Here is a 21,866-nt window from a genome sequence, read left to right as displayed (position 1 = left end):
ACTTCGTCCATCATTTACACCTGTCCATTTGAAATTTGCATGGACATGATCGTCGGGCTGCTCGTCTTGCCGATCAAGATGCCTTCGCCGGGTGCTTACGAAGCAAATCATCGACCAACGTGGATTCACCACCGCCAATATCGATAATGGTCGCTCCCCGGTCTGACGTGCTTTCGCCAATTAGCCTCAGCGAAGTTTCCAGATGCGGTCGGTACCAGCTAACCGCGTCCGCCGCCCTTTTGTGATACACGCCGTCCCAATGCTCTTTGCCGTTCATTTCTGCGTCCGCGCGTCCATGCTCTATCCAGCTTCATCGTAGGGCAAGTTTTGATGTCTGTCACGAACGTGCGAGCTAGACAAAAGTATCGTCGTCCGACTGTCAGTGCGTGTGCCGGTGATGAATATCGGGGAAGTGTGCGTGCGTGTGAGTAATCGGCGCGTGCTGATGGGGATGCGTGTGCGGCTCCTGACCATTCCACTCAAAGTCGTGCGTGTGCTGATGATGCTCATCGTGCCGGTGCCTATGGTTATGTTCAAGCACCTCGTGAGTGTGTGGATGTTCATGCCGCTCTCGGATATGCAGCCAGACTCCAAGAGCCATAAGCGCAGCCGCCACCAAGAATGGCAGCGAAGGCATCTCAGGCCACAGGATGAGCGATAACGCTACCCCGAATATCGGCGCGACCGAGAAATAGGCGCCGGTTCGGGCTGTGCCGAGGTTTCGTAGCGCGACGACAAACAGGACCAAGCTCACGCCATAGCCGGCGAAGCCGGTCAGCATGGCGGCCGCCATCCGACCAACGCCAGGTAAGTGCGCACCCGCAAAGAGCGCGATGCCCAGATTGACGGAACCCGCAGCCAGCCCCTTCAGGCACGCAATAGCCATCGCGTCGTTCGTTGAAACCTTGCGCGTCAGGTTGTTGTCGACCGCCCAGGAAACGCAAGCTGCGACAACCAATAGCGCACCGGGCGATACGCCGCCGACGCCGGGTTGCCAGGATAGCGCGACGCCACCTGCCACGATGGCGACCATCCCGAGGAATATCTGCAGGTCGACGTTTTCGCGAAATACCACCCAGGCAATGACCGCGGTGAAAACGCCCTCGAGGTTCAGTAGCAAGGAACTGGTTGCGGCAGGTGTCGTGCTAAGGCCGAACATCAACAGCGCAGGTCCGCCGACGCCGCCTGCAGCAATTGCGCCAAGAAGCCAGGGCACCTCGGCGAGCTGAATCCGGCTTTCATTTTCTCGTTCACCGGCTGTGCGGCGCAGTCGCTGGAAGAGAATTCCGATGGCAAGACCGACGCCGCTGCCAAGATAGAACAGACCCGCGACCATGAACGGCGAGAGAGAACCGAGCAAGGTCTTGGCGAGAGGCGTCGTCGTGCCGAATAGCGCGGCGGCAAGAAGTGCGGTGAAAGCGGCGTTGTGGCGTGCGTGCATGGATTGACGGGCGACGAACAGTAACCAGATTCAGAAAGTATCCGGGGAAATCCGCGAGCGAGGAGAACGTTGCCTAGCAAGCGATACCCCCACCCCCTATGGTACACTAGGAACGATTGTATACCCGGTGGGGGTATGTGGAGAACGCGATGAGTCATACGGTTCAAGAAAAACAGAAGCTTCTCAACAGGGTTCGCCGTATCAAGGGGCAGGTTGAAGCCATTGAGCGGGCACTCGACGAAGAACACGGCTGCTCAGACGTCCTGCAACGAATCACGAGTTGTCGTGGAGCGATGAACGGCCTGCTGGCAGTTGTGCTGGAAGACCACATCAGGAACCACCTCGTCGATGCTGAGAGCGGCGAAGAGCACGGCGACAGTGCGACCGAACAGCTCATCGAGGTGGTTCACAGCTATTTCAAGTAGGGTCGAAAATGAGTGATTTCAAAAACGCCGCATTCGGTGCAGGACACGACCACATCTTTCTGGGTGCTGGTCACGAAAAGAACGAGCGAAAGACATGGGCCGTGATTGGGCTGTGCAGCGCGATGATGTTGATTGAAATCGTCGGCGGCAGTATGTTCGGGTCGCTTGCGCTCGTCGCCGACGGTCTGCACATGTCGACGCATGCTGGCGCGATGCTGATTGCAGCGCTCGCGTACACCTACGCACGGAAGCATGCCACCGACTCCCGCTTCGTGTTCGGTACGGGCAAGCTTGGCGACCTCGCGGGCTTCACGAGTGCCATCGTGCTCGCAATGATTGCGCTGCTGATTGGCTACGAGGCGGTCTCGCGTTTCCGGTCGCCGGTACCGATTCACTTCGGCGAAGCCATTCCTATCGCGGTGGTCGGCCTGCTTGTTAACCTTGCAAGCGTGTGGCTGCTGAGCGGCGGTGACCACGGCCATGGTCACAGTCACGGACATGGCCATGCTCACGACGACCATGCTCATGAAGACGCGGTACAGAAGATTTTTACGTCGTCCGGTGTGTTTGCCGTTTCCATCTTCGAAGATGGCGTGCCGCCTGTTTTCAGGATTGCGCCGGCGACGGAAGGTTCGCGACTGTGCGCCTCGACGGTGTCCATTACGACGGTGCGACCCGATGGGACGCAACAGGTATTCGCGCTGGCGGACCGTGGTGACTATCTGGAATCGAAGGAAGACATCCCTGAACCACACGCCTTTAAGGCCATCGTGCGGATGCCGGACGGCGAGCACGGTGTCGATTTCAAAGAGCATGAGCACGGCCACGACGTGCACGAGGCAGCGACCCGGGACCACAACATCCGGTCGGCCTACATCCATGTCATGGCGGATGCGGCGGTCTCCGTGCTGGCAATCATCGGTCTGGTGCTGGCGCGCGCGTTCGGCTGGCTGTGGATGGACCCCCTCGCCGGCGTCATCGGTGCGCTGGTGATTGCGAACTGGTCGTATGGGTTAATGCGTGACACGGGTGCAATCCTGCTCGACATGAGCCCTGACCGGCGCATGGCGGAGAACGTGCGCCATGCTATCGAGGACCGTGGCGACAAGGTTGTCGACCTGCACGTATGGCGCGTGGGTCCAGGTCACATGAGTGCCGTGGTGTCGGTGGCAACCGGTGAACCCCAGCATGATTCGCGCTTTTATCATGCAGTGCTTGAGCGCTTCAAGGGGCTGTCACATGTCACCGTCGAAGTGCAACCTTCACAAGCGGCGGCCTGACTCAGGCCAGTCAAGCCGTCGTGCATTGATGTGTGGGCTTTCGACGGCAAGACCAAATTGTGCGTCGGATGTTTTCGCCGCGTGATGAAAAATCAGGCATAGACGAAGATGAAGGACCATCGGCGCCATCAGGTCATTGATGACAAGTCCCGGTGACAAGCAAAGCATCGCAATCGTCTTGGATATCGCACCGGGCTCGGAATCGACGTTGAGCGTTCCTGATGCAATGCACCGCTCCGCACTGTAATCAACTAACGGGCGGACTTTCGCCGCAACCCACCACGGATAGCGAGGGCGCACAGGGTCAGCAAACAGAAACCACCTCCGGCGTAGAACGTTGCGTTCGGCCCCAAGTGTTCCCACAGCGCGCCTGCGACGACGCTCGCCACGAGCATCGCCAGACCGCTCATCAAATTGAAGAACCCGAACGCGGTGCCTCTCAGGTCCGGCGGTGCAGTATGCGCAACCATGGTTGCAAGAAGGCCTTGCGTGAGCCCCATATGCACGCCCCAAAATGCGACACCCAGCAGTACGACCGGCCAATGGTTTCCATGCGCGAGTACGACATCTGACGCAATGAGTACCACGAGTCCGAGGGTCAGCAGCTTCGTGTGGCTCATCGAGTCAGCCAGCTTACCAAAGGGGTAGGCGGACGCGGAATACACTAGGTTCATTGCCACCATCACGAGCGGCACTAGGGCAATGGGTATCCCGCCTTGCATCGCGCGTAGGACGAGGAATGCCTCGCTGAACCGCGCGAGCGTGAAGACTGCCCCGATGAACACCACCCACCAATACGACCCGTTCAGCTTTTTCAGGCTTTCGAGCTTTATTGGGTTGACACGTTTCTCGTCCGAATGGTGAGCAGGTTCCTTGATGCCGAACACCAGCAAGGCCACTGCGACGAGTCCCGGAATCACAGCAATCCAGAAGATGAGACGAAAGTTGTTTGCCAATAGGAGCATCAACGCGACGGCGAACAACGGTCCGAGAAACGCCCCGACCGTGTCAAGCGATTGTCGCAAACCATAGGCGGCGCCACGCAGGTGTGGGGGCGTGATATCAGCTACGAGTGCGTCGCGCGGCGCACCCCGCACTCCTTTGCCAATTCTGTCCGCGACGCGCGCTGTCAGGACGATGCCCGCAGTTGGGGCAAGCGCAAACAGAGGCTTGCTCAACGTGCCCATACCGTATCCGATGACCGCTAGCCACTTCCGGTTGCCGAGGTAGTCGCTCAGGGCACCGGAGAACATTTTCACGATGGGCGCAGTCGCTTCGGCGACGCCTTCAATCAAACCGACCATCATCGCGCTCGCACCCAGGCCTGTTATTAGGAACATCGGAAGAAGGCTGTGAATGATTTCCGACGAAATGTCCATGAACATGCTGACGAAGCCGAGCATCCAGATACCACGGGGAATCTGGATGAGTGTGCCAGTACGCGTTGAATTGGTCTGCATCTTGTCTCGAATTCAGGATTGGTCGGCTTCAAAAGCGGTACCGATGCACGCCGGTGTATCGCCACCCAAAAGCCGAGTCCGTGACAGGGCCATGTCCTCCAGGGACTCAATCACCTGTCTGGGATACTTTCTGGAGCCGTTTCCCCCTTGCACAAAAATACAAAGCTGACAGCCGGTTCTTACTAAGCACGCCCTCCAGACTAATGCTCACGGCGTAATAATAGACGGTCATTGTCGGTGCCGCGTCCTTGCCAAATCCAAGAGCGGTTGGCAATAGTTGTGCGCGGAACGCCGCCGGCGAAGGAGGTTCGAGCAGAGACTTTAGTTCCAGTCACACCCTCGAACGAACCGACGGCAACAAACGATGTCGACCTGAATGCTGACCTCGACTGGATGCTCATTACATAGTGGTAGATACAGCTGGGCCCGTCTCGCCCGAATAGAGAACAACAAAAACGCCGAGTTTCGGGACGTCCCATTCTCGGGGTGTTTTTATTTCCGGGTCATCAAGTGCCGACCGTCCTTTCAAAAGGCGGACGGTGAGTGCTTGAGGACCGGTTGGAGCCGACGCCGCGAGCCGGCGTGGCCGCAACACATGGGCCCTCACCGCCCACGTGAGCGCCACCAAGCTTGCTGCGCAGCCGATGTACTTCAATTCAAACAGGGGAAAACATCTCGTTCTGCTTGACGCGGTGGGACCTTCCTCCGAAAACATCCCGCTGTCTCCTAGGCGTTCGTGGGACTAGGGGTCTGTGGCTGAACCTTTGGAAATCGCCTCGATTGAGTCGTGGGTTGCCGGAAAAGAAGTCGCGTTTCGCGACCGGCGCCGACCTCTTGCTCATCGGCGCGCGGCACATGGGATAATTGGTATTGACAGTTGCAGCGATAACAGGGACGGAGCGTTGACGGGCCCTGTGAACTTACGAACGGTTAGGTAATGCAGAGTATGTATATTTACAAAGACTTCACGGTCGATGTTGAGGCCGAGCCGGTCGACGAGGCTTTAGGCGGGCCGGTGCTCATCACACCAAGCGGATATGTGGCGGTAGTCCGCATCGGGCAGGCTGAATGTACTGAGCCAATCGCGTCCCTGCGCTTCGGCGAAAACACCGACCGCCCGTTCGGGACGCTCCGCGAAGCCCTCATGCACGGCTATGCTGCCGCCCAGCGCGTCATTGATGGCTTCGGGACCGTCAACACGGCTGTGCCTGTCAATAATAGAGATTGAGTATCTCAGCTCTCGTATCCGCGAGCGATGCCAGTCACTGGACTCAACGACGTTCCGGTTCCACCCCCACTTACTCGGATAGCGCGCTCGCGCGCGAACATTTAAGCGACTGTCGCACAGTGAAGGTTTAATCATCACACTCTGCATATGGCCAGGCTGCTATCAAGAAGCGGCATTTGAGAGAGAACCGCCTTTTCCTCCGCAGCTCAACTTTCTACCCGCTACTGCAAGTGGGAAGGCCGGTCGTTTCCATCGATTCGTTCGTCTCATACCGCGATGGGAGCGGCGATGGACGGGTGCGGGTTGTAGCCAACCAATTCAAAATCCTCAAATCTGTAATCGTAAATCGACTCGGGCCTCCGCTTAATTCTCAACTGTGGCAACTCTCGAACGTCCCGAGTGAGTTGCGTCTGAATTTGCTCAATATGATTGGAGTATGCATGCAGGTCACCGATGCTGACGACAATCTCGTGAGGCACCAAGTCACACTGTTGGGCTAGCATGTGGGTAAGCAAGGCGAGCGACGCGATGTTGTAAGGCAGTCCCAAGAAGCTATCTGAGCTTCTGATGTACAACTGAGAAGACAATCTGCCTTCTGCTACGTAAAACTGATAGAGCAAGTGGCATGGGGGCAAAGCCATCCGACCTTGCTTCGCATTTTCCTGCGGGCTGACGGACTCATCCGGTAGAAACTCTGGGTTCCAGCCGTGAAACAGGATGCGGCGACTATTTGGGTTCGTGCGAAGCGTATTGACGACGTAGTCAATCTGGTTGATGCTCCCGCCATCCTTTGTCGGCCATGCTGTCCACTGCTTGCCATAAACGGGACCAAGCTCATTATCCTCGGTCGCCCATTCATTCCAGATGGTGACGCCATTCTCATTCAACCAACCGACATTTGTGTTTCCGCTTAGGAACCAGATGAGCTCGTTGGCTATGCTCTTGAAGTGCAACTTTTTCGTTGTTAGGAGCGGGAAGCCCTTAGATAGGTCGTGCCTAATCTGCCGTCCGAACACAGACTTAGTGCCCGTACCAGTCCGGTCCCCCTTGGCGACACCGTTTTCCAGAACGTCACGAAGAAGTTCCAAATATTGCTTCATATCTACATCCAATTATTCTGTGGCCCCACCGACCGGCGGGACGATTGATAGGTTCTTTCTATTTTTGAGCGCGTTAATCTCGCAATCCTTGCGTTCGATTATGCTTTGTAGCGAAAGGATTTCCTCATATAGCAACGCGTTTTGTTCAAGGATGCGTTTGATTCGAGCTCTTAGCATACTCGGTGTAGTCTCGGTCTGCTCGGACGTAGGTTCGCTCCCGGCCGAGCGTTCTGAGCCACTTTTGAGCTTTCGCTTTATGGCTTTCAGCCGGTCAAGAGCCCACTGCCTGTTGCGAATAGTATTTCTGGACAGTCCCGTAACTTTGCATATCACGGCGACCGTCGCCTTGCGCTTGCCGCGTTTTTGAGGGTCCTCAAGCTGCCCGAGCGCGTCCAAGATGAGCGTATCATTTTTATCCTTCTCTCGTTCGATATGGCTGGTCAGTTCGGGCGGGCGGCGGTCAGCCATCGGAGCTCTCCAGTTCCAGCTTGGCAATGTGTCCGTCTAGCGCTTGGACCATGCCCCACCAGACTTTTTTGTAGCCAGGGTTTGTTTCTCGCTCGGCTTCCGCTAAGGCGTGCTGCTTGCGCGCGACGAGAGCTTTTCCAGCCCGTTGCGTAATCACGTGGCTCGAGCAGTTTGGGTCGCACTGAAAATCGCCATAACATGGGGGCGGCGTGTCTTCGGTAGGAATAGCGAAGTTCTTCCCGCAGTTGCCGATGCTCGTGGGCATGAGCTTGACGCCGCGTCTGGCCATGTCCTTGATGTATTGTTCGCGTTGCTCTCCGAACAGCCCAAGGCCGGCGAAAAAAGCATCGATGCGTGCCTTATGTGTGGCGCCACCACCTCCGGCGAATTTGGCGTGCTCGCCATAGAGGTCCACGAGAGCGATTTCTCTCGCTTCGGCGAGGCGGTTGGCGACGCTCGTCATCAGTTGCTTCCGATACTTTCCATACCCAGCAGTGACGGCATTAGGCATGGAATTGAACTGGCTGTGGAAATGCTTAAGTTGCATACTGATGAACGTCATGCCGACCTCTTGCGCAGCCAGCTGCGCCACGAGGGTTTCCCTGCACTGGTGAATAGAAAAGGACCAGTCTGCAAAAAGACCCCTCACGTCAATTTCTTTTAACCATCGCGAAAACTTGGTATTAAGATACTGGCCTTTATAACCGGTTTCGGCTTCGTAACCTCGAAATGGCGATGAGAAAAGATATTCATTGCCGGTTCGCTCGGTAATGAACATGAGAATGTCGTAGGCATCTCTGGTTATGTCTATGGCCAGCCAGCCTTCACTGATTGGGACGTCCTTCGGGCGTTGTTTGACCTCTTTGGAGTTAAGAAACCAATAGCCATGCTGGAGGCTCAGACAATCTCGCTTCAAGAAGACGATTTCGGAGGCGCGCATCCCTGTGAACAGAAGAACCAGAAGCAGGGCCGAAAGATGACCCTCGCGTATGATGTCCCTCATCTCAGACAGGGTAACGCCATGTCTTGTGCTAAATGCAGTTTCACTCGCTGTGTGAGGTTTAACTTTATAATACGCGTCTAGGCCGGATGCCGCGATTCCGTGTGACTGCGAACTAAACGAACGAGCCAGAAAATCGCATTCACTGTCATGAACGGCCATTCCGGCGACGCTCTTAAAGCGCGCGATGCGCTTTTTACACTGGTCCAACAGAAACAAGAACTGAGTGTCGGACAAGGTGGGAATTCCGCCTTCGTCCTTCGATTCACCCCAGGCAATCGAAGATTTTTCGATGTCCAATATTCCCCATTGCAACGGCGCGCTGAGATTTTTCTGGACCATCGGGTCCGAAATCAGCTTCAACGCTCTTCGGAGGTGCTCGGCTCGCCCGGGAAACGTCGCGATGATGTCTTTTACGAGAGAGAAAGGCACCTGGCTTAGCTGCGTGATTGAGACGTTCAGCTTCCGTTGTCCTTCTTTGATGGCCAGCGAGAAAAATTTTGCTAATTCGTCAATGCGATTTTTCACCGTTTTGGGGTCGAGCTGTTCCTTTGAGCTCCTCGCATGCTTGATTAGCTTGGGGAAGTATCCGTGAATCACCGCAGCAATCTTAAGGTCGTGGACTATCTCACGGGTGAGACAGTACTCATACCTGCTCATGGCATACGAACTTGGATGGTTTAGGGAGGCCCCTTTTCCCTCTATGAGGTCTCGCCAAACGAAGCTTGAGCTGCTTTCCCCTTCATAAAGGGGGGAAGTCGGTTCAACGAAAGGCCAGATGTCGGCACCAAACGAGCCAAGCCACACCGGCATATCATCTTTGAAAACGGCCTCGCCAGCGATAATATCGGATAGTTCGGGGACGAGCGCAATGGTAGGCACGGTCAAATTCCTTGGTAAATCAGGTGGTCAACCAACAGGTCGTCCATTGTGGCAGCAAGGCATTCGGCGGTTTGAATGGCGGATGCAGGGAATACGACATCTGCTGCCAGGATGCCGTCTATGAGTTTGACCGTGTCTTCGTAGAGCTCTTTTCGAGCTCTTATAGCCGGAGAGTCTTCTTCTAGTGCTGCCCCCACGCGTCTACGGTAGACAATGAGCTTAGGGAGAGATTTCTCAGTTACGACAGCACTGTCACACCGCAAGCACATGTTCCAATGAGGACATACCGAGCCTTCCACATATTTGGTAGCGGTGCGCACATTCTTGCTCGGATTGTAGGGGTCTTTGCAACCACATCCGGATAGTGTCTCGAGAAAGCCATTCGCTGTCGCCTCAGGCTGGCGCTCCGTGGATGCTTCCGCTGGTTGTTCTGCTTTCAGAGCGTCTCGCGAGCGCTGAGCAATGCGCTCAAGTGCCTCGGAAACGGTGCAATTGAACATTGGCCGCAAGCCTTGCTCATCCAGATACGTCGCAGTTGTTTGAATGCTTTCATGTCCCAATGCCACCTGTACGTGAAACAGGCTCGCGCCCGCGAGGACCATGTTGGTCGCAAGCGTCGGGCGACACCGAGCCAAGCTGAAATTAAAGTTATCCCCAAATAAACTGTAGAGGCCTTCGTCGGTGGCAAACCGTCTATACCATTTTCCGGCTTTACGCTTAGGGTCTATCGCGACAATGACTCGTCTTTCCTCCCTTCTTGAACGTTCGACGTCTTCGAATATGAAAAGCCGGCGGGCGATATCGGGAGGCGCTTCATTTCTGATTCTCGACGTAAGGGCAAGAACCAACCCGAGAAGCTTCTCGACTCTCTCTACAACTGACGTTTCGAGATACAACTCTTCCAGTTCGAGTACCGGAAGATGAAGTTCCCTGTCTTCTGAACGAGTCGAACTACCGGACCGCCGTTTACGGTGGCTAATGACTGGTTGTCCCGTAAGTCGGTGCTCTGCCTGGTACGAGTCGACCTCAAGCATTTTGAGTGACTCCACATTCAGGCCGGTAAGCATGCTAAGCTCGACAGCCAGAGGCATGATTAGGCGGTCGTCTACGAAAGGCCAGACGCCCCAGCGCATAAAAAGCTTCAAGAGACGCTTAACTGGACATATTGCTGCCAATTCTTGATTTCGGCTGAAGTAGTCCTCATACATTGCGAAGGCATCGCAGCCAAATTCGTTCTCGAAGACCCACAGCAATGCGCGCTCATCGCTTTTCCGGACATGAATTGGCGTAATGCCAAGACTTTGCTCGATGGTATACCCCATTCGAAGCCGTTTGGCGACGACTCCATGGTCTTTGTTGTAGGCTTCGCCCGCGGAGGAAATGCTCGCGTAGGTAACGTTCTCAATCGTTACTTCAGTTGAAGTGCCGCTAACTCGAGTCCGCGGCTCGAGACCAACTGCTTGTCGAGGCGTCCAACCTTCCCGAATTCGTCGCGAGATAGTTTCATGCGGGACGTTAAAGCGCTTTGCAGCTTCGGAAATAGGGTACAATTGGCCGTCTATCGAGATGGGCGGCAAGGAGTCCCTGCGACGATAGGGTATGCCTGCCCCGGTCGGGGTGTAACCGGAAAGGACACTATTAGCTAGGCCAATCCACCGGGCGACCGCAGAATTGATAACTTCCTGTTCGCTTTTGACGTAGGCTGACCTTTCCTTCGTTTCGGAGACACCTTTGAACATTGGGGCGTGATACACGACCGTGTCAATGACCCGGAGCGCGTACGCCATGTCCATAACCTGCCGAACTGTCTTGTAGTAACAGTAACGAGATTTGCTTTTGAGCTCTTGGGTCCCCAGCCATTTATTGAACCGAATCAATGCGTCTGCGTCCCAGTATTGGGCTAGATAAAAGCGCCTGTCGGTCTCCAGCTCGGGGTAGTATGCATTCGTCTCAGCTACAAACCGCAGGTACGCGTTCTTAATTGTGCGGATTCGCTCGGCGGACTTGTCTTCGAACTCAGCCTCGAGCTGGAAAAACATCCACTTGATTTGCGCGTAAGGGTCCGAGAGAGTCGGCTTGGGCGGCGTATAGAGCCGGACAGGCTCGTTATGCACGATGTCCCCGCTTTTCATTGTGCTGTAAGGGGCCCAAGAAAGTTCGTTCCCTGATGAGCTCAGCTTCGCCGAGCCGGTTCATTTCTTTACCTGTCTTGGTCAGCTTTTGCAGCAAGGCATGTGGTATCTGGTTGTTTTTCTCGGTGGTCTTCAGATGCCTTTGACCAAGCATCTGTTGAACCATCAGCATCCTGTCTTGATAATCTTTCCCCATGTCGGAGCAAAGTACAGAGTAAGCGGTGCCGTGACGCATCCAGTGCGTTGACGTGTCGTCGTTCAACCCAACTCTGCGCACGGCGGACTTGAATTGCTTCGACGCATTTCTGGCGCTCCACTTAATTTGATTGACAGTCAAAAACGCAGGCTTGTTGGGGTCTTGAATATCCCAGTCTGGAGCAAGCTTGTACTCTCGACTACTGTGATAGCGCTTGATTCGCTTGAGAACAGCCCGGGAAATCAATGTGTTCTTTTCAGGCGTCTGCCCACCACGTCCTTTGACCCGCTTTGCAGAGATAGGAATGAACTCAAACGCAGGGTTGTACATCGTGTCGTCGGGGATGTCACCCGCGGTGAGATTCACCATCTCCGTTATCCTGAGCCCCATGTCGAATTGAGCATGGAACATGCACCGCTCGCACTCGTTGTGCATGCCGTTCAAGAGTTCGACGACGATTTCGGCGGAAATGAATTTTGGGCTACGCGCATTTGGTCTCGCAATGACATACCGAAGAGTGCCGTCCCGTCCATACGGGGAATTTTCTGCATCTCTCACCTTGCCCGCTTCCTGGGTCGTCAACCAGTCGAAAAAATGCCTTATGCAGGCCTCTCGTGAATGGAGAGTGCTGTGACTTTCGGCCCCTAGTGTTTTCATGTCGTCAAGCCACCGAACGATGTCCTGGCGATTTAACAACACGAGCTGCTCATCGATGCTCAGATTCGGGTACAGCGCCGTGCGCTCAATCCAACGAGAAAGGTAGGAAAGGGTTCGACCGTACTGTTCAACAGTACCCATGCTAATGGTCAGGCCGGCTTGGGCCTTGAGACTGCGTAGCCATTGGTGCATGCCCCGTACTACGGCTCCATGGCTGTCCAACACACTGTAGACGGGATAGTCAGCTTTTCCCGTCGACAATTGAAGAATGTCGCCGCTGGACAGCACGGTCGCTTGAGAGGAAGCGGTGCTCGTCACTTTCACCAGTTGCGACTCGAATCCCTCGGCGAGCACCATCGATGTATCTCTTCGACAAACGTCCGTTTTTCTCCAAGGTCCGCGACTCCGAAATTCGCACCAGGGCGGCAGGCGTCGCGGGGCCAATCGCGCCATCATACAGCAATCGATGAAATGGCCAAAAATTATGGTTCTTTGACATAATGCGTCGAAGCTGGCCGAATCTACCGCTCTTACCTGAAGACACGTAGCCACTGGTATTTTGCTTTTGGTTCCATAAACACATCTACGAGAATCAGCTCGACATGCTGCACGAGCAACTGAAGCGCGAGCCGCTGCCGTCGCCGCAGTTGATCATCTCCGATCGCGTGCCCGATTACGCGGTCACGAAGCGCTACGAACCGGAATGGCTCGAGAAGATCGAGCCGAAGGATTTCGCGCTGGAAGGCTACAAGCATCACGAACCGCTCACGGCGCCGATGGCGGTCTGAGCGAGCGCTTCGGTTCTGCATGCAAAAACGCGCGGCTTCGGGCCGCGCGTTTTCGTTGTGCCGCCTGCTCATCGCCTCAACCGCGATGATGATCGTTGTTGCCGCCGCCGTGTTGCGGCTGCTGCGCCTGCTGAGGTTGTTGAGGCTGTTGATGCGGCTCCTGATGCGGTGGCTGACGCACTTCCTGATGCATCGGCTGGCGCGGCGGTTCGGGATGGAACTGCGGCCGCTGGGCTTCCTGCTGCGGACGAGGCGGCGGCATCTCATGACGCGGCTGTTCGACGCGCGGTTGGCGTTGCTGCGGCGCGGGCGGCGCGTGTTGGGCGAACGCGGGCTGCATTGATGGATTGGGCGTGCCGCGCTCGACATGCGGCGCGTGGTTGGGCTGCGGCTGCGCTTGCTGCGGCGGCCTATTCGGCTGAAATGCCTGTTGCGGCGCGCGCGGGCCGTTCTGAACATCGTGGCCGCGTGACGGATCGCCGTGAGCGAAGTGCGGATCCCCGCCGCCGAACTGTGATGCCTGAGGCGGATGCGGGACGCCGTTGCCGTGCGGCTGTGCGGGCTGCACCGGCGCGGGCGCGGGCGGCGCGCCGCCCGCGATCACCGAACGCGCCGGCCCATGCGTCGCCACGAGATGCACCTGTTCGTTGCGCGCGCCGGGACCGTGCGCATCGCGGTCCTGCTGCGCGTATCGATCGTGAAAAGCCGGCGGCGCGACCGGCGCGCGCGTCGCGACCACCGGACGTCCGAATCCGCCCTGCGGCGGCCGATAATCCGCGCGCCGCGCACCGGGCGCAAAACTGTCGTGCGCCGGCGCGATGCCCGGCGCTCCCGCGAAGAAATGCGGATTGCGCCAGCGCGACGGATCGACCGCATACGGCTGACGTCCGACCGGCTGACCATGCACGAACATGTTCGCGGGCACGGCCGTCAGCCCACGCGGGGCGCGGTAGTTCACGTACGTGTTGTTCACGTGCACCGAGCGATCGACGTAGACATTGCGGTTCACGCGCTCGTAATAACGCTGGCTCCAGCCATCGCGATGCGGACGCCACGCCTCGCCCGGCCCCAGCGGGAACCACGCGACGCCCGCCGCCGCGATGCCGCCGACCGTCAGCGCGACGTTCCAGTCGACGCCGCTGCCGCCATCGCCGACGAACGCGACGAGCGCGGGCGAATAGGCGGGCGGCGCGCTCACGGCCATCGGGCCGGGCACCCACGCCCATTGCGATCCGACGTACGCCCAGCGCCCGTAGTGATACGGCGCGAAGCCCCAGGGCGCGTCGTCGATCCAGGTCCAGCCCCACGGGTTCTGCCACGCCCAGTGTCCCTGACGATACGGCGCCCAGTCGGCCGAAACGGCATTCGGCACCCAGACCGGCCCGTAGGACGGATCGCTGCGCCACGTGCCGTTGGCGTCGAGATCCTGATAGCCGGGAATATCGCGCGACACGTAACGCGCGGACACCGAGCGATCCTCGGACGCATCGCGGCTCGCGGCCCATTGATCGAACGCATCGGGCGCGGGCGCGGCATTCGCCGATGCCTGCTGGAGATTCGTGCCCTCAAACGTCATCTGCTGGCCGCCCGCGAGCTGCACCGACCCGCCGTCGCCATACGCGGTGACGCCGCCGTTTCGCACCGTCACCGTCGTCGAACGGCCGTCGGGCGCGACGTCCACGCGCACGTCGCCGGGCGTCGTGATGGCGAGCGCGGCGTTCGGCGTGTCGATTTCATAGCGCGTGCCGGGCGGCAGTTCGCGCACGCGCGTCGACAGCGTGCCCTGGGCGACCTTGAGTTGCGCGGTGTTGTCGTCGAGGGCGAGGACCGAAAGGGCCGTCGATGAACCCAGACGCACCGCCGTCGAACCGATGTGCATTTCCGAGCGCGCGTTCTCGTCGTTCCAGAGCTGATCGCCTGTCGTGAGCGGGCGGTTGATCTGCGCGTAGGACCAGTCGGACGCGCCCGCGGGCTCCGTCGTCACGGTGCCCGCCATGTAATTCAGGCGCGCGATGCGTCCGGGCGGATCACCCTGGCCCGCTTGCGCCGCCTCGTCGGGCGGTGTTTGCGCGAACACGCCCGTTCCCGATATCGATACGAGCGCCCACAACGTGGCGGCCGCGATGGTCTTGATTTTCATCGTATTCTCCGGCGGCCGCGCGTGCGTCGTGTGTGACGCTGTCGGTGCGCGAGGCCTGCCGGATCAATGTATCGCCGGGGCGTGTATCCGTACGATGCCGTTTGTAACGGCGCGCAGGTGCGCGTAACAAAGCTTTATCGCGTGGATAAAAATCCGTCGAAATGCCGATGTCCCGCCGGCGTCACGCGCAATACGCGCCGCGTGGCCGTGTGCTCGATCCAGCCATGCGACTCGCACGCTTCGAGAAATGCCGCGCCGAGCGCGCCGCCCAGATGCGGCCGGCGCTCGCTCCAGTCGATACAAGTGCATGCGAACCGGCGCCGCCGCGCGCGTTGCGTCTTCAGGTCGATGCCGAGCTCGGCGAACGCCTGCGCGCCTTCCTGCGTCGCGTCGAGCGCGGCGGGGCCGTGCGCCTGTGCGTGATCGTCGGCGGCGGCGAGCCAGTTGCGTGCGATCATCCGGTCGAAAATCTGCACGGCGAGTTCGCCCGCGAGATGGTCGTAGCAGGTCCGCGCGAAACGCATCTCGACCGGCACGGCCGAAGGCGGGCGTTCCGGCGCGCGCTGCGGCGCGCTCGCCCGCGCGAGATTGGCGAGCGCCTCGATGGCCGCGGCGATATCCGGCGTCGCGATGCGGTAGTAGCGATGCCGCCCGCTCACTTCGAGCGCGAGCAGCCCGCCTTCGGTCAGACGCGCGAGATGCCCGCTCGCCGCCGACGGCGACAGCCCCGCGATCATCGTCAGTTCGCCGGCGGGGCGCGCGGTGCCGTCCATCAGCGACCAGAGCATCGCGGCGCGGCCGGGATCGGCGATGAGCGCGCCGATGCGCGACAGTCCGGGAAAATGGCGCGCGCGGGATTCGGCTTCGTCGAAAGCGGAGTTCATGGCGATGTCCCTGTCGGGCGTAGTAATCGACCTATCCACTCTAGCGCGGCTCCGCATCCGATGTTTCACCGCGCGCCGAAATGTCGATGCACGAAGCGCGGGGCTAGAATGACCGCTGGCATTTCAGCCAGCAGGAGAATTTCCATGTCCAGATTCATTCTCGCGAGCGTGATCAGCGTTCTCATGCTTTGTGCGGGCTGCGCGGGCGGGCCGTCGTCATCGGCGGGCGGCGGCGGCAGCATCACGATGTACGGCACCATCGATCAGGGCATTACCGTCCACGATTGAATATTGCCGACCCTATAATCGGCATTCATTTCCGCACCAGACGGGCATCCCCATGAATACGCCGACCTCATCTCCCATTCCCGCGGTCTCCAAAAGCCGCGCCGAAACCACGTTCCGTTTTCTCGCCGAGCCGACCTCGGTGAACTTCGGCGGCAAGGTGCACGGCGGCGCGCTGATGAAATGGATCGACGAGACAGCCTATGCCTGCGCCGCGATGTGGTCCGGTCGCTACGCGGTGACGGTGAGCGTCGGCAATATCCGCTTTCGCCGGCCGATTCTCGTCGGCAATCTGGTCGAGTTGCGCGCGCGCGTGGTGACGACCGGGCGCACCAGCATGCACATTCATATCTCGGTGCACGCGGGCGATCCGAAAGTCGGCGAGCTTCAGCAGACGACCGATTGCCTGATGGTCTTCGTCGCCGTCGATGAAAAAGGCCAGCCGACGCCCGTGCCTGCCTTCGTGCCGGAGACGGACGAGGAAAAGCGTCTCGCGAAATACGCGATGGACGTGAAGGATGCGCTCGACGCGATCGTCGAACTGAAGCCGGAAGAGGTCGCGGCGGGGAAGGTCTGATCCCGCCGCTTTTTTCGGAGAAGCGCGCGCCTACCTGTTCGCCACCATATCGCCCGGCTTGACCCATTCATCGAACTGCTGCTCGGTCACATGACCGAGCGCGAGCGCGGCGGCCTTGAGCGTCGTGCCTTCCTTATGCGCCTTCTTCGCGATCTGCGCCGCTTTGTCATAGCCGATATGCGGATTGAGCGCCGTCACGAGCATCAGCGATTCATTAAGCAAACTATCGATGCGCTTCTCGTTCGGCTCGATGCCGACCGCGCAGTTGTCGTTGAAGCTCTGCGCGCCGTCCGCGAGCAGTCGCACGGACTGCAGCACGTTATGCGCGATCATCGGCCGGAACACGTTCAGTTCGAAGTTGCCGCTCGCGCCGCCGAAGTTCACCGCGACGTCGTTGCCGAACACCTGGCAGCACAGCATGGTCACGGCTTCGGACTGCGTCGGGTTCACCTTGCCCGGCATGATCGAGCTGCCCGGCTCGTTCTCCGGAATCGACAGTTCGCCGAGCCCGCAGCGCGGCCCGCTCGCGAGCCAGCGGATGTCGTTGGCGATCTTCATCATGCCCGCGGCGATCGTCTTCAGCGCGCCGTGCGCGGCGACGAGCGCATCGGCGGCGGCCATCACTTCGAATTTGTTCGGCGCGGTTTCGAAGGGCAGGCCGGTGAGCTTGCCGATCGCCGCCGCGACCTTCACCGCGAAGTCCGGATGCGCGTTCAGTCCCGTGCCGACCGCCGTGCCGCCCTGCGCGAGCTGATACAGATGCGGCAGCGTCGCCTCGACATGCCTGATGCCCTGATCGAGCTGCGCCACGTAACCTGAAAACTCCTGCCCAAGCGTGAGCGGCGTCGCGTCCTGCAAGTGCGTGCGGCCGATCTTCACGATCTTGTCGAAGGCCTTCGCCTTCTTGTCGAGCGTATCGCGCAGCGTCTTGAGCGACGGAATCAGATGCTTCGTGATCGCCATCGCCGCGGCGACGTGCATCGCCGTCGGGAACACGTCATTCGACGACTGGCCGCGATTCACGTCGTCATTCGGATGCACGAGCCGTTCTTCGCCGCGCGAGCCGCCCATGATCTCGCTCGCGCGATTGGCGATCACCTCGTTGAGGTTCATGTTGGTCTGCGTGCCCGAGCCGGTCTGCCACACGGCGAGCGGAAACTCATCGGGATGCTTGCCGTCGATGATTTCCTCGGCAGCCTGAATGATCGCCTTCGCCTTTTTCGAATCGAGCACCTTCAGCCCTTCGTTCACCTCGGCGGCCGCGTGCTTGATGATCGCGAGCGCGGTGATCAGCTCGGGCGACTGCTTTTCCGTCGAAATCTTGAAGTTCTGCAGCGAGCGCTGCGTCTGCGCGCCCCAAAGCTTGTCGTTCGGCACGGCGATTTCGCCGAACGTGTCCTTCTCCATCCGTACGTCGCCCTTCGCATCGTGTGTCATGGCGTGAGTTCCCTTACGAAGTTGGATCAAAGCTGCTTGTCGACGGGCAGCAGCATGAAGAGGCCCGTCATCGCGTTGCGATAAAAACCTGCCTCGGGATCGAAATTGTAGGTGACGAGGTCGCCGTTCGCCTCGGTCGTCCAGACGAGGCCCGACTGCGGCGCGCCCGTGCGCCTCAGCTCCTCGGTGACCGCCGCGCTCGCCAGTTGCACGCGCCAGCTCATCTTCGGCGAGATGCCGTTCGCGAAGAGTCTCGCGGCTTCCTCGGCGATCGGTTTGCTGTGGATCACCAGCGCGAGTTCGGTATTCAGTTTGGCCGAGCGCGGATCGAGATTCATGGAGCCGATCACGAGGATACTCCGATCGATCACATAGGCCTTCGCGTGCAGGCTCGCGCGCGACTGCGAGCCGAACAGACCCGCGCGCGGACCGCTTTCGCCTTCGGCCTGTATCGGCTTGAACTCGTACAGCTCGACGCCGTTCTGCAACATCGGAATGCGATACGGCGCGTAGCCCGCCTGCACGGCGACGGCATCGGTCGCGGCGAGCGAATTGGTCAGCACCGCGACGCGCACGTGGCGTTTCGTCAGCTCGCCGAGCGCCTTCACGCCCGCGTCGTGCGGCACGAAGTAGGGCGAGAGAATCAGGAATTCGCTCTGCGCGTCTTTCAGCAAGTCGATGAGGCGCTGCATCGGCGGACTCTTGTAGTCGTCGCTCGGATGCTCGATCTTCGACGGCGAATCGACATGGAATTCCGTCGGCGCCCACACGAGGCCCATTTCCTCGCGCGAAATCTGCTGCGCAAGCGGTGTCGCGTTGAGCGGCTTCGCGTTCAGCGGCTCGGCCTGCTGGCGCCAGTGCGCGCGCAGGTCGTCGCGGGTCTTGTCGAGCTCGGACGGATCGAACTTCTGCTTGTTCAGCGCGCGCAGCGGATACGCAAGCGAGCTGTTCCAGTAATCGTCGAAGCTCGCGGAGATTTCGTGCGTCACGGGGCCGGCGGCGAAGACGTCGAGATCGCGGAACTGCAGCGTTGGGCTCGCGCTGAAGTATTCGTCGCCGAGATTGCGTCCGCCGACAATCGCGATCTGGTTGTCCGCGATCATCGCCTTGTTATGCATGCGGCGCGTGAAGTGGCCAAGCTGCGTGAAGAAATTCTGCGTGCGCTCGGAAAAGCTGCGCTGCGTGCTGCCGTACGGGTTGAAGACGCGGATCTCGATCTTGTCGTGCGAATTGAGCGCCGCCATGATCTGGTCGATGTCCTTGAAATTCAGATCGTCGACGAGCATGCGCACCCGCACTCCGCGATCCGCCGCATAGAGCGCCGCGCCCAAGAGCAGCTTGCCGGTGTTGTCCTCCTCGGCGATGTAGTACTGCATGTCGAGCGTCTTGGTCGCCGCGCGCGCGAGCGCGATGCGGGCCTGCAGCGCGTCGGTGCCGGTCGGCAGAAGGCGCACGGCCGATTGATCCGGATGCTGCCGTTCCAGCGGCGCGAGCGCGTTCGCGAGCGGCGTCGCTTCGTTCGACGCCAGCGCGCGGCTCTCCGGCCGATCGAACGCCGTCGCGGGCGGGCGCGTCGCGCAGGCGGCGAGCGCCGTCGTCAACAGGACGATGGCCACATTGCGCACGGCGTCGCTCAATCTTCTTTCGATGCTGGCGTGCTTCGCGCCACGCTCTGTCACTTCCCACATCCCCCGGCTTTCCGACACTTCGATTCCTCGTTTTTAGTTGTCGCGACTCGGCACGTCCTGACGCATTCGACGGACGGCACGATGAAGCAAGGCGCGTTCTCGCACCGCGCATCTCGAAATTATTTTATGGGAAATCGGAAAAAGGTCGGACGGAATGCCCGCGAGTGAGGGGAAGAGGACGCTGAAGACAAAAAAAAGCCCGCTTGGCTGAAGCGGGCTGACAACCCCTGTCACAGATGTCTCAAGGAGGAGACGGGTTCATCGTAGCAATGCGCGCCGTGCGGCCCAACCAAGCATTCGTGCTATGCAAATCGGCGCGTGCATCGTGTGCTTATCAGACGTGTCCGTGCGGCGCGGCGCTCGCGGCGTCGGTGTCGTCGGGCAGGGGCGCGACGCCCGTTTCGATGAAGCGCCGGCTGATGCGATGAAACCGCAGCGTCATCAATACGGCGACGCTCGCGAGTCCGGCGGCGAGTCCCCACCACAGGCCTTTCGCGCCCAGCTCGAAGTGGAACGCGAGCACATAGCCGGTCGGAAAGCCGACGCCCCAGTAGCCGAACGCGGCGGCGAGCATCGGGATGCGCGTGTCTTTCAGGCCGCGCAGGCAGCCGGAGCCGACCGTCTGCATGCCGTCGACGATCTGGAACACGGCCGCGACGCCGAGCAGCGACGCCGCGAGCGCGACGGTATGCGCGTTGGCGGGATCGTCGAGATTCAGATACAGGCCGACGATCGCGCGCGGCACGGTGATCAGAACGAGGCCCGAGCACACCATGAAGCCGACGCCGAGCGCGAGCGCCACGAAGCCCGCGTGCCGGGCCGCGACCGGCACGCCCGCGCCCACCCAGTAACCGACGCGCACGTTGGCCGCCTGACCGATCGCGAGCGGCACCATGAACGCGACCGACGCGACGTTGAGCGCGATCTGATGCGCGGCGAGCGGCGCTTCGCCGAGCAGGCCGACCATCATGCCGGTGGCGAGAAAGAGCGTCGATTCGACGCCGTAGGTGATCGCGACGGGCCAGCCGAGGCCGAAAAGTTCGCCCATCAGCGGCAGACGCGGGCGCGCGCGCACGACGAAATGCCGGTAGCGCGGCCGCAGATGCAACACCGCGACGAGCGCGATCGCGATGCCCCAGACGGTGATCGTGGTCGCAGCAGCTGAACCGAGGAAGCCTTCGCGCGGCAGGCCGTACGCGCCGTGGATCAGCCCGTAGTTGAGAAAGCCGTTGACGAACACGCCGCCGATCGAGATCCACAGGAGTCTGCGCGCCGCGCCGATCGCGGGCAGAAACGCGCGCATCATCCCGACGCCGATAAGACTGGCCGGCGTCCCCCAGCGCAGCACCGCGCAATATTCGCCGACGTTCTTCGCGAGCGTCGCCGGTTCGTGGAACGCGAGCAGGATCGGCTCGGCGTAGCTCAGCAGCACGAACGCGGGCACGGCGAGGAGTATGGAAAGCACGAGCCCCGTCCAGTAGATGCCCGGCACGCGATCGTCGGCGTTTGCGCCGCGCGCGTGCGCGACCGACACGGACACCGATGTCAGCACGCCCTGCAGCAGCGTCACGACGACGAAGAAGAGGTTCGCGCCGAGGCCGCCCGCCGCGAGCGCGTCGGGGCCGAGCGAGCCGAGCAGGATGGTGTCGGTGACGCCCATCGCCATCTGCGAGAGTTGCGCGATGGCGAGCGGCGCGGCGAGGCGCGCCGTGTCGACGGCATGACGCGAGAGGCTCGGCGGTCCTTGATGCGCGCGTGTCGCGCGCGTGACTTGCGGTTGCATGGCTGCTCGGATCGA

General features: G+C 59.8%; 17 protein-coding genes and 1 pseudogene. 6 read left to right on the top strand and 12 right to left on the bottom strand.

The window, feature by feature from the left end:
* Positions 1 to 379: 379 nt before the first annotated feature.
* On the bottom strand, positions 380 to 1,441 hold the full coding sequence (locus QCE73_RS10175) for a DMT family transporter (RefSeq protein WP_309881050.1): 1,062 nt from the start codon (positions 1,439 to 1,441) through the stop codon (positions 380 to 382).
* Positions 1,442 to 1,590: 149 nt separating this feature from the next.
* On the opposite strand from QCE73_RS10175, the gene QCE73_RS10170 reads away from it, so the two are divergent.
* Positions 1,591 to 1,866 (top strand): metal/formaldehyde-sensitive transcriptional repressor, encoded by a 276-nt coding sequence (locus tag QCE73_RS10170; protein ID WP_309881048.1) that lies wholly within the window; start codon positions 1,591 to 1,593, stop codon positions 1,864 to 1,866.
* Between the two features lie 8 nt (positions 1,867 to 1,874).
* The gene (gene dmeF / locus QCE73_RS10165; protein WP_309881047.1) at positions 1,875 to 3,146 is read left to right on the top strand and encodes a CDF family Co(II)/Ni(II) efflux transporter DmeF; all 1,272 of its coding nucleotides are present in this window, start codon (positions 1,875 to 1,877) and stop codon (positions 3,144 to 3,146) included.
* A 251-nt stretch (positions 3,147 to 3,397) separates the two neighbouring features.
* Here the strand turns inward: dmeF and QCE73_RS10160 are convergent, their stop codons facing one another.
* Entirely contained in the window at positions 3,398 to 4,606 is a 1,209-nt protein-coding gene (locus QCE73_RS10160; protein WP_309881046.1) for an MFS transporter, read from the bottom strand.
* Positions 4,607 to 5,552: 946 nt separating this feature from the next.
* On the opposite strand from QCE73_RS10160, the gene QCE73_RS10155 reads away from it, so the two are divergent.
* A complete protein-coding gene (locus QCE73_RS10155) occupies positions 5,553 to 5,834 on the top strand; it encodes a hypothetical protein (protein ID WP_309881045.1) in 282 nt (93 codons plus the stop codon).
* A gap of 266 nt (positions 5,835 to 6,100) precedes the next feature.
* On the opposite strand, the gene QCE73_RS10150 is transcribed toward QCE73_RS10155, so the two are convergent.
* Genes QCE73_RS10150 through QCE73_RS10130 form a run of 5 tightly spaced genes read right to left on the bottom strand, consistent with a single transcriptional unit; the run spans position 6,101 to position 12,626 of the window.
* A complete protein-coding gene (locus tag QCE73_RS10150) occupies positions 6,101 to 6,934 on the bottom strand; it encodes a thymidylate synthase (RefSeq protein ID WP_309881044.1) in 834 nt (277 codons plus the stop codon).
* 12 nt (positions 6,935 to 6,946) lie between these two features.
* Positions 6,947 to 7,402: a hypothetical protein gene (locus QCE73_RS10145; protein WP_309881043.1), complete on the bottom strand. Its 456-nt coding sequence runs from the start codon at positions 7,400 to 7,402 to the stop codon at positions 6,947 to 6,949.
* Entirely contained in the window at positions 7,395 to 9,284 is a 1,890-nt protein-coding gene (locus tag QCE73_RS10140) for a site-specific integrase (protein WP_309881042.1), read from the bottom strand. The genes QCE73_RS10145 and QCE73_RS10140 overlap by 8 nt, the downstream gene beginning before the upstream one ends.
* A 2-nt stretch (positions 9,285 to 9,286) precedes the next feature.
* Entirely contained in the window at positions 9,287 to 11,398 is a 2,112-nt protein-coding gene (locus QCE73_RS10135; RefSeq protein ID WP_309881040.1) for a hypothetical protein, read from the bottom strand.
* A complete protein-coding gene (locus QCE73_RS10130; protein ID WP_309881039.1) occupies positions 11,391 to 12,626 on the bottom strand; it encodes a tyrosine-type recombinase/integrase in 1,236 nt (411 codons plus the stop codon). The genes QCE73_RS10135 and QCE73_RS10130 overlap by 8 nt, the downstream gene beginning before the upstream one ends.
* A gap of 221 nt (positions 12,627 to 12,847) precedes the next feature.
* Between QCE73_RS10130 and QCE73_RS10125 the strand changes: the two are divergent.
* Positions 12,848 to 13,057: pseudogene (locus QCE73_RS10125) on the top strand (thymidylate synthase); the annotation flags it as partial.
* A 76-nt stretch (positions 13,058 to 13,133) separates the two neighbouring features.
* On the opposite strand, the gene QCE73_RS10120 reads toward QCE73_RS10125, so the two are convergent.
* Both QCE73_RS10120 and QCE73_RS10115 read right to left on the bottom strand, forming a co-directional pair.
* A complete protein-coding gene (locus QCE73_RS10120; RefSeq protein ID WP_309881037.1) occupies positions 13,134 to 15,197 on the bottom strand; it encodes a DUF6600 domain-containing protein in 2,064 nt (687 codons plus the stop codon).
* 134 nt (positions 15,198 to 15,331) lie between these two features.
* Complete coding sequence (locus tag QCE73_RS10115; protein ID WP_309881036.1) at positions 15,332 to 16,081, bottom strand: helix-turn-helix transcriptional regulator; 750 nt, start codon at positions 16,079 to 16,081, stop codon at positions 15,332 to 15,334.
* Positions 16,082 to 16,225: 144 nt separating this feature from the next.
* Here QCE73_RS10115 and QCE73_RS10110 point away from each other — a divergent pair, with 144 nt between their 5' ends.
* Both QCE73_RS10110 and QCE73_RS10105 read left to right on the top strand, forming a co-directional pair.
* A complete protein-coding gene (locus tag QCE73_RS10110; RefSeq protein ID WP_309881035.1) occupies positions 16,226 to 16,369 on the top strand; it encodes a hypothetical protein in 144 nt (47 codons plus the stop codon).
* Positions 16,370 to 16,421: 52 nt separating this feature from the next.
* Complete coding sequence (locus QCE73_RS10105) at positions 16,422 to 16,943, top strand: acyl-CoA thioesterase (protein WP_187605826.1); 522 nt, start codon at positions 16,422 to 16,424, stop codon at positions 16,941 to 16,943.
* A 30-nt stretch (positions 16,944 to 16,973) separates the two neighbouring features.
* Here the strand turns inward: QCE73_RS10105 and fumC are convergent, their stop codons facing one another.
* The 3 genes from fumC to QCE73_RS10090 form a co-directional block, all read right to left on the bottom strand.
* Positions 16,974 to 18,380, bottom strand: a complete 1,407-nt coding sequence (gene fumC, locus QCE73_RS10100; RefSeq protein WP_309881034.1) for a class II fumarate hydratase — start codon at positions 18,378 to 18,380, stop codon at positions 16,974 to 16,976.
* 26 nt (positions 18,381 to 18,406) lie between these two features.
* Complete coding sequence (locus QCE73_RS10095) at positions 18,407 to 20,068, bottom strand: phospholipase D family protein (protein WP_309881032.1); 1,662 nt, start codon at positions 20,066 to 20,068, stop codon at positions 18,407 to 18,409.
* 334 nt (positions 20,069 to 20,402) lie between these two features.
* Entirely contained in the window at positions 20,403 to 21,851 is a 1,449-nt protein-coding gene (locus QCE73_RS10090; RefSeq protein WP_309881031.1) for an MATE family efflux transporter, read from the bottom strand.
* Positions 21,852 to 21,866: the final 15 nt, after the last annotated feature.

The sequence above is a fragment of the Caballeronia sp. LZ029 genome (assembly GCF_031451275.1).
Classification (GTDB): domain Bacteria; phylum Pseudomonadota; class Gammaproteobacteria; order Burkholderiales; family Burkholderiaceae; genus Caballeronia; species Caballeronia jiangsuensis.
The sequence above is the reverse complement of the archived record's forward strand: the minus strand, read 5'-3'. Positions and strand labels throughout refer to the sequence as shown.

Excerpts from the sequence above, each read along its gene's own strand:
- QCE73_RS10115 (WP_309881036.1), bottom strand. The coding sequence starts at position 16,081 with ATGAACTCCGCTTTCGACGAAGCCGAATCCCGCGCGCGCCATTTTCCC.
- QCE73_RS10170 (WP_309881048.1), top strand. The coding sequence starts at position 1,591 with ATGAGTCATACGGTTCAAGAAAAACAGAAGCTTCTCAACAGGGTTCGC.
- QCE73_RS10160 (WP_309881046.1), bottom strand. The coding sequence starts at position 4,606 with ATGCAGACCAATTCAACGCGTACTGGCACACTCATCCAGATTCCCCGT.
- QCE73_RS10105 (WP_187605826.1), top strand. The coding sequence starts at position 16,422 with ATGAATACGCCGACCTCATCTCCCATTCCCGCGGTCTCCAAAAGCCGC.
- QCE73_RS10090 (WP_309881031.1), bottom strand. The coding sequence starts at position 21,851 with ATGCAACCGCAAGTCACGCGCGCGACACGCGCGCATCAAGGACCGCCG.
- QCE73_RS10130 (WP_309881039.1), bottom strand. The coding sequence starts at position 12,626 with ATGGTGCTCGCCGAGGGATTCGAGTCGCAACTGGTGAAAGTGACGAGC.
- QCE73_RS10095 (WP_309881032.1), bottom strand. The coding sequence starts at position 20,068 with ATGTGGGAAGTGACAGAGCGTGGCGCGAAGCACGCCAGCATCGAAAGA.
- QCE73_RS10145 (WP_309881043.1), bottom strand. The coding sequence starts at position 7,402 with ATGGCTGACCGCCGCCCGCCCGAACTGACCAGCCATATCGAACGAGAG.
- fumC (WP_309881034.1), bottom strand. The coding sequence starts at position 18,380 with ATGACACACGATGCGAAGGGCGACGTACGGATGGAGAAGGACACGTTC.
- QCE73_RS10155 (WP_309881045.1), top strand. The coding sequence starts at position 5,553 with ATGTATATTTACAAAGACTTCACGGTCGATGTTGAGGCCGAGCCGGTC.
- QCE73_RS10110 (WP_309881035.1), top strand. The coding sequence starts at position 16,226 with ATGTCCAGATTCATTCTCGCGAGCGTGATCAGCGTTCTCATGCTTTGT.
- QCE73_RS10120 (WP_309881037.1), bottom strand. The coding sequence starts at position 15,197 with ATGAAAATCAAGACCATCGCGGCCGCCACGTTGTGGGCGCTCGTATCG.
- QCE73_RS10175 (WP_309881050.1), bottom strand. The coding sequence starts at position 1,441 with ATGCACGCACGCCACAACGCCGCTTTCACCGCACTTCTTGCCGCCGCG.
- QCE73_RS10150 (WP_309881044.1), bottom strand. The coding sequence starts at position 6,934 with ATGAAGCAATATTTGGAACTTCTTCGTGACGTTCTGGAAAACGGTGTC.
- dmeF (WP_309881047.1), top strand. The coding sequence starts at position 1,875 with ATGAGTGATTTCAAAAACGCCGCATTCGGTGCAGGACACGACCACATC.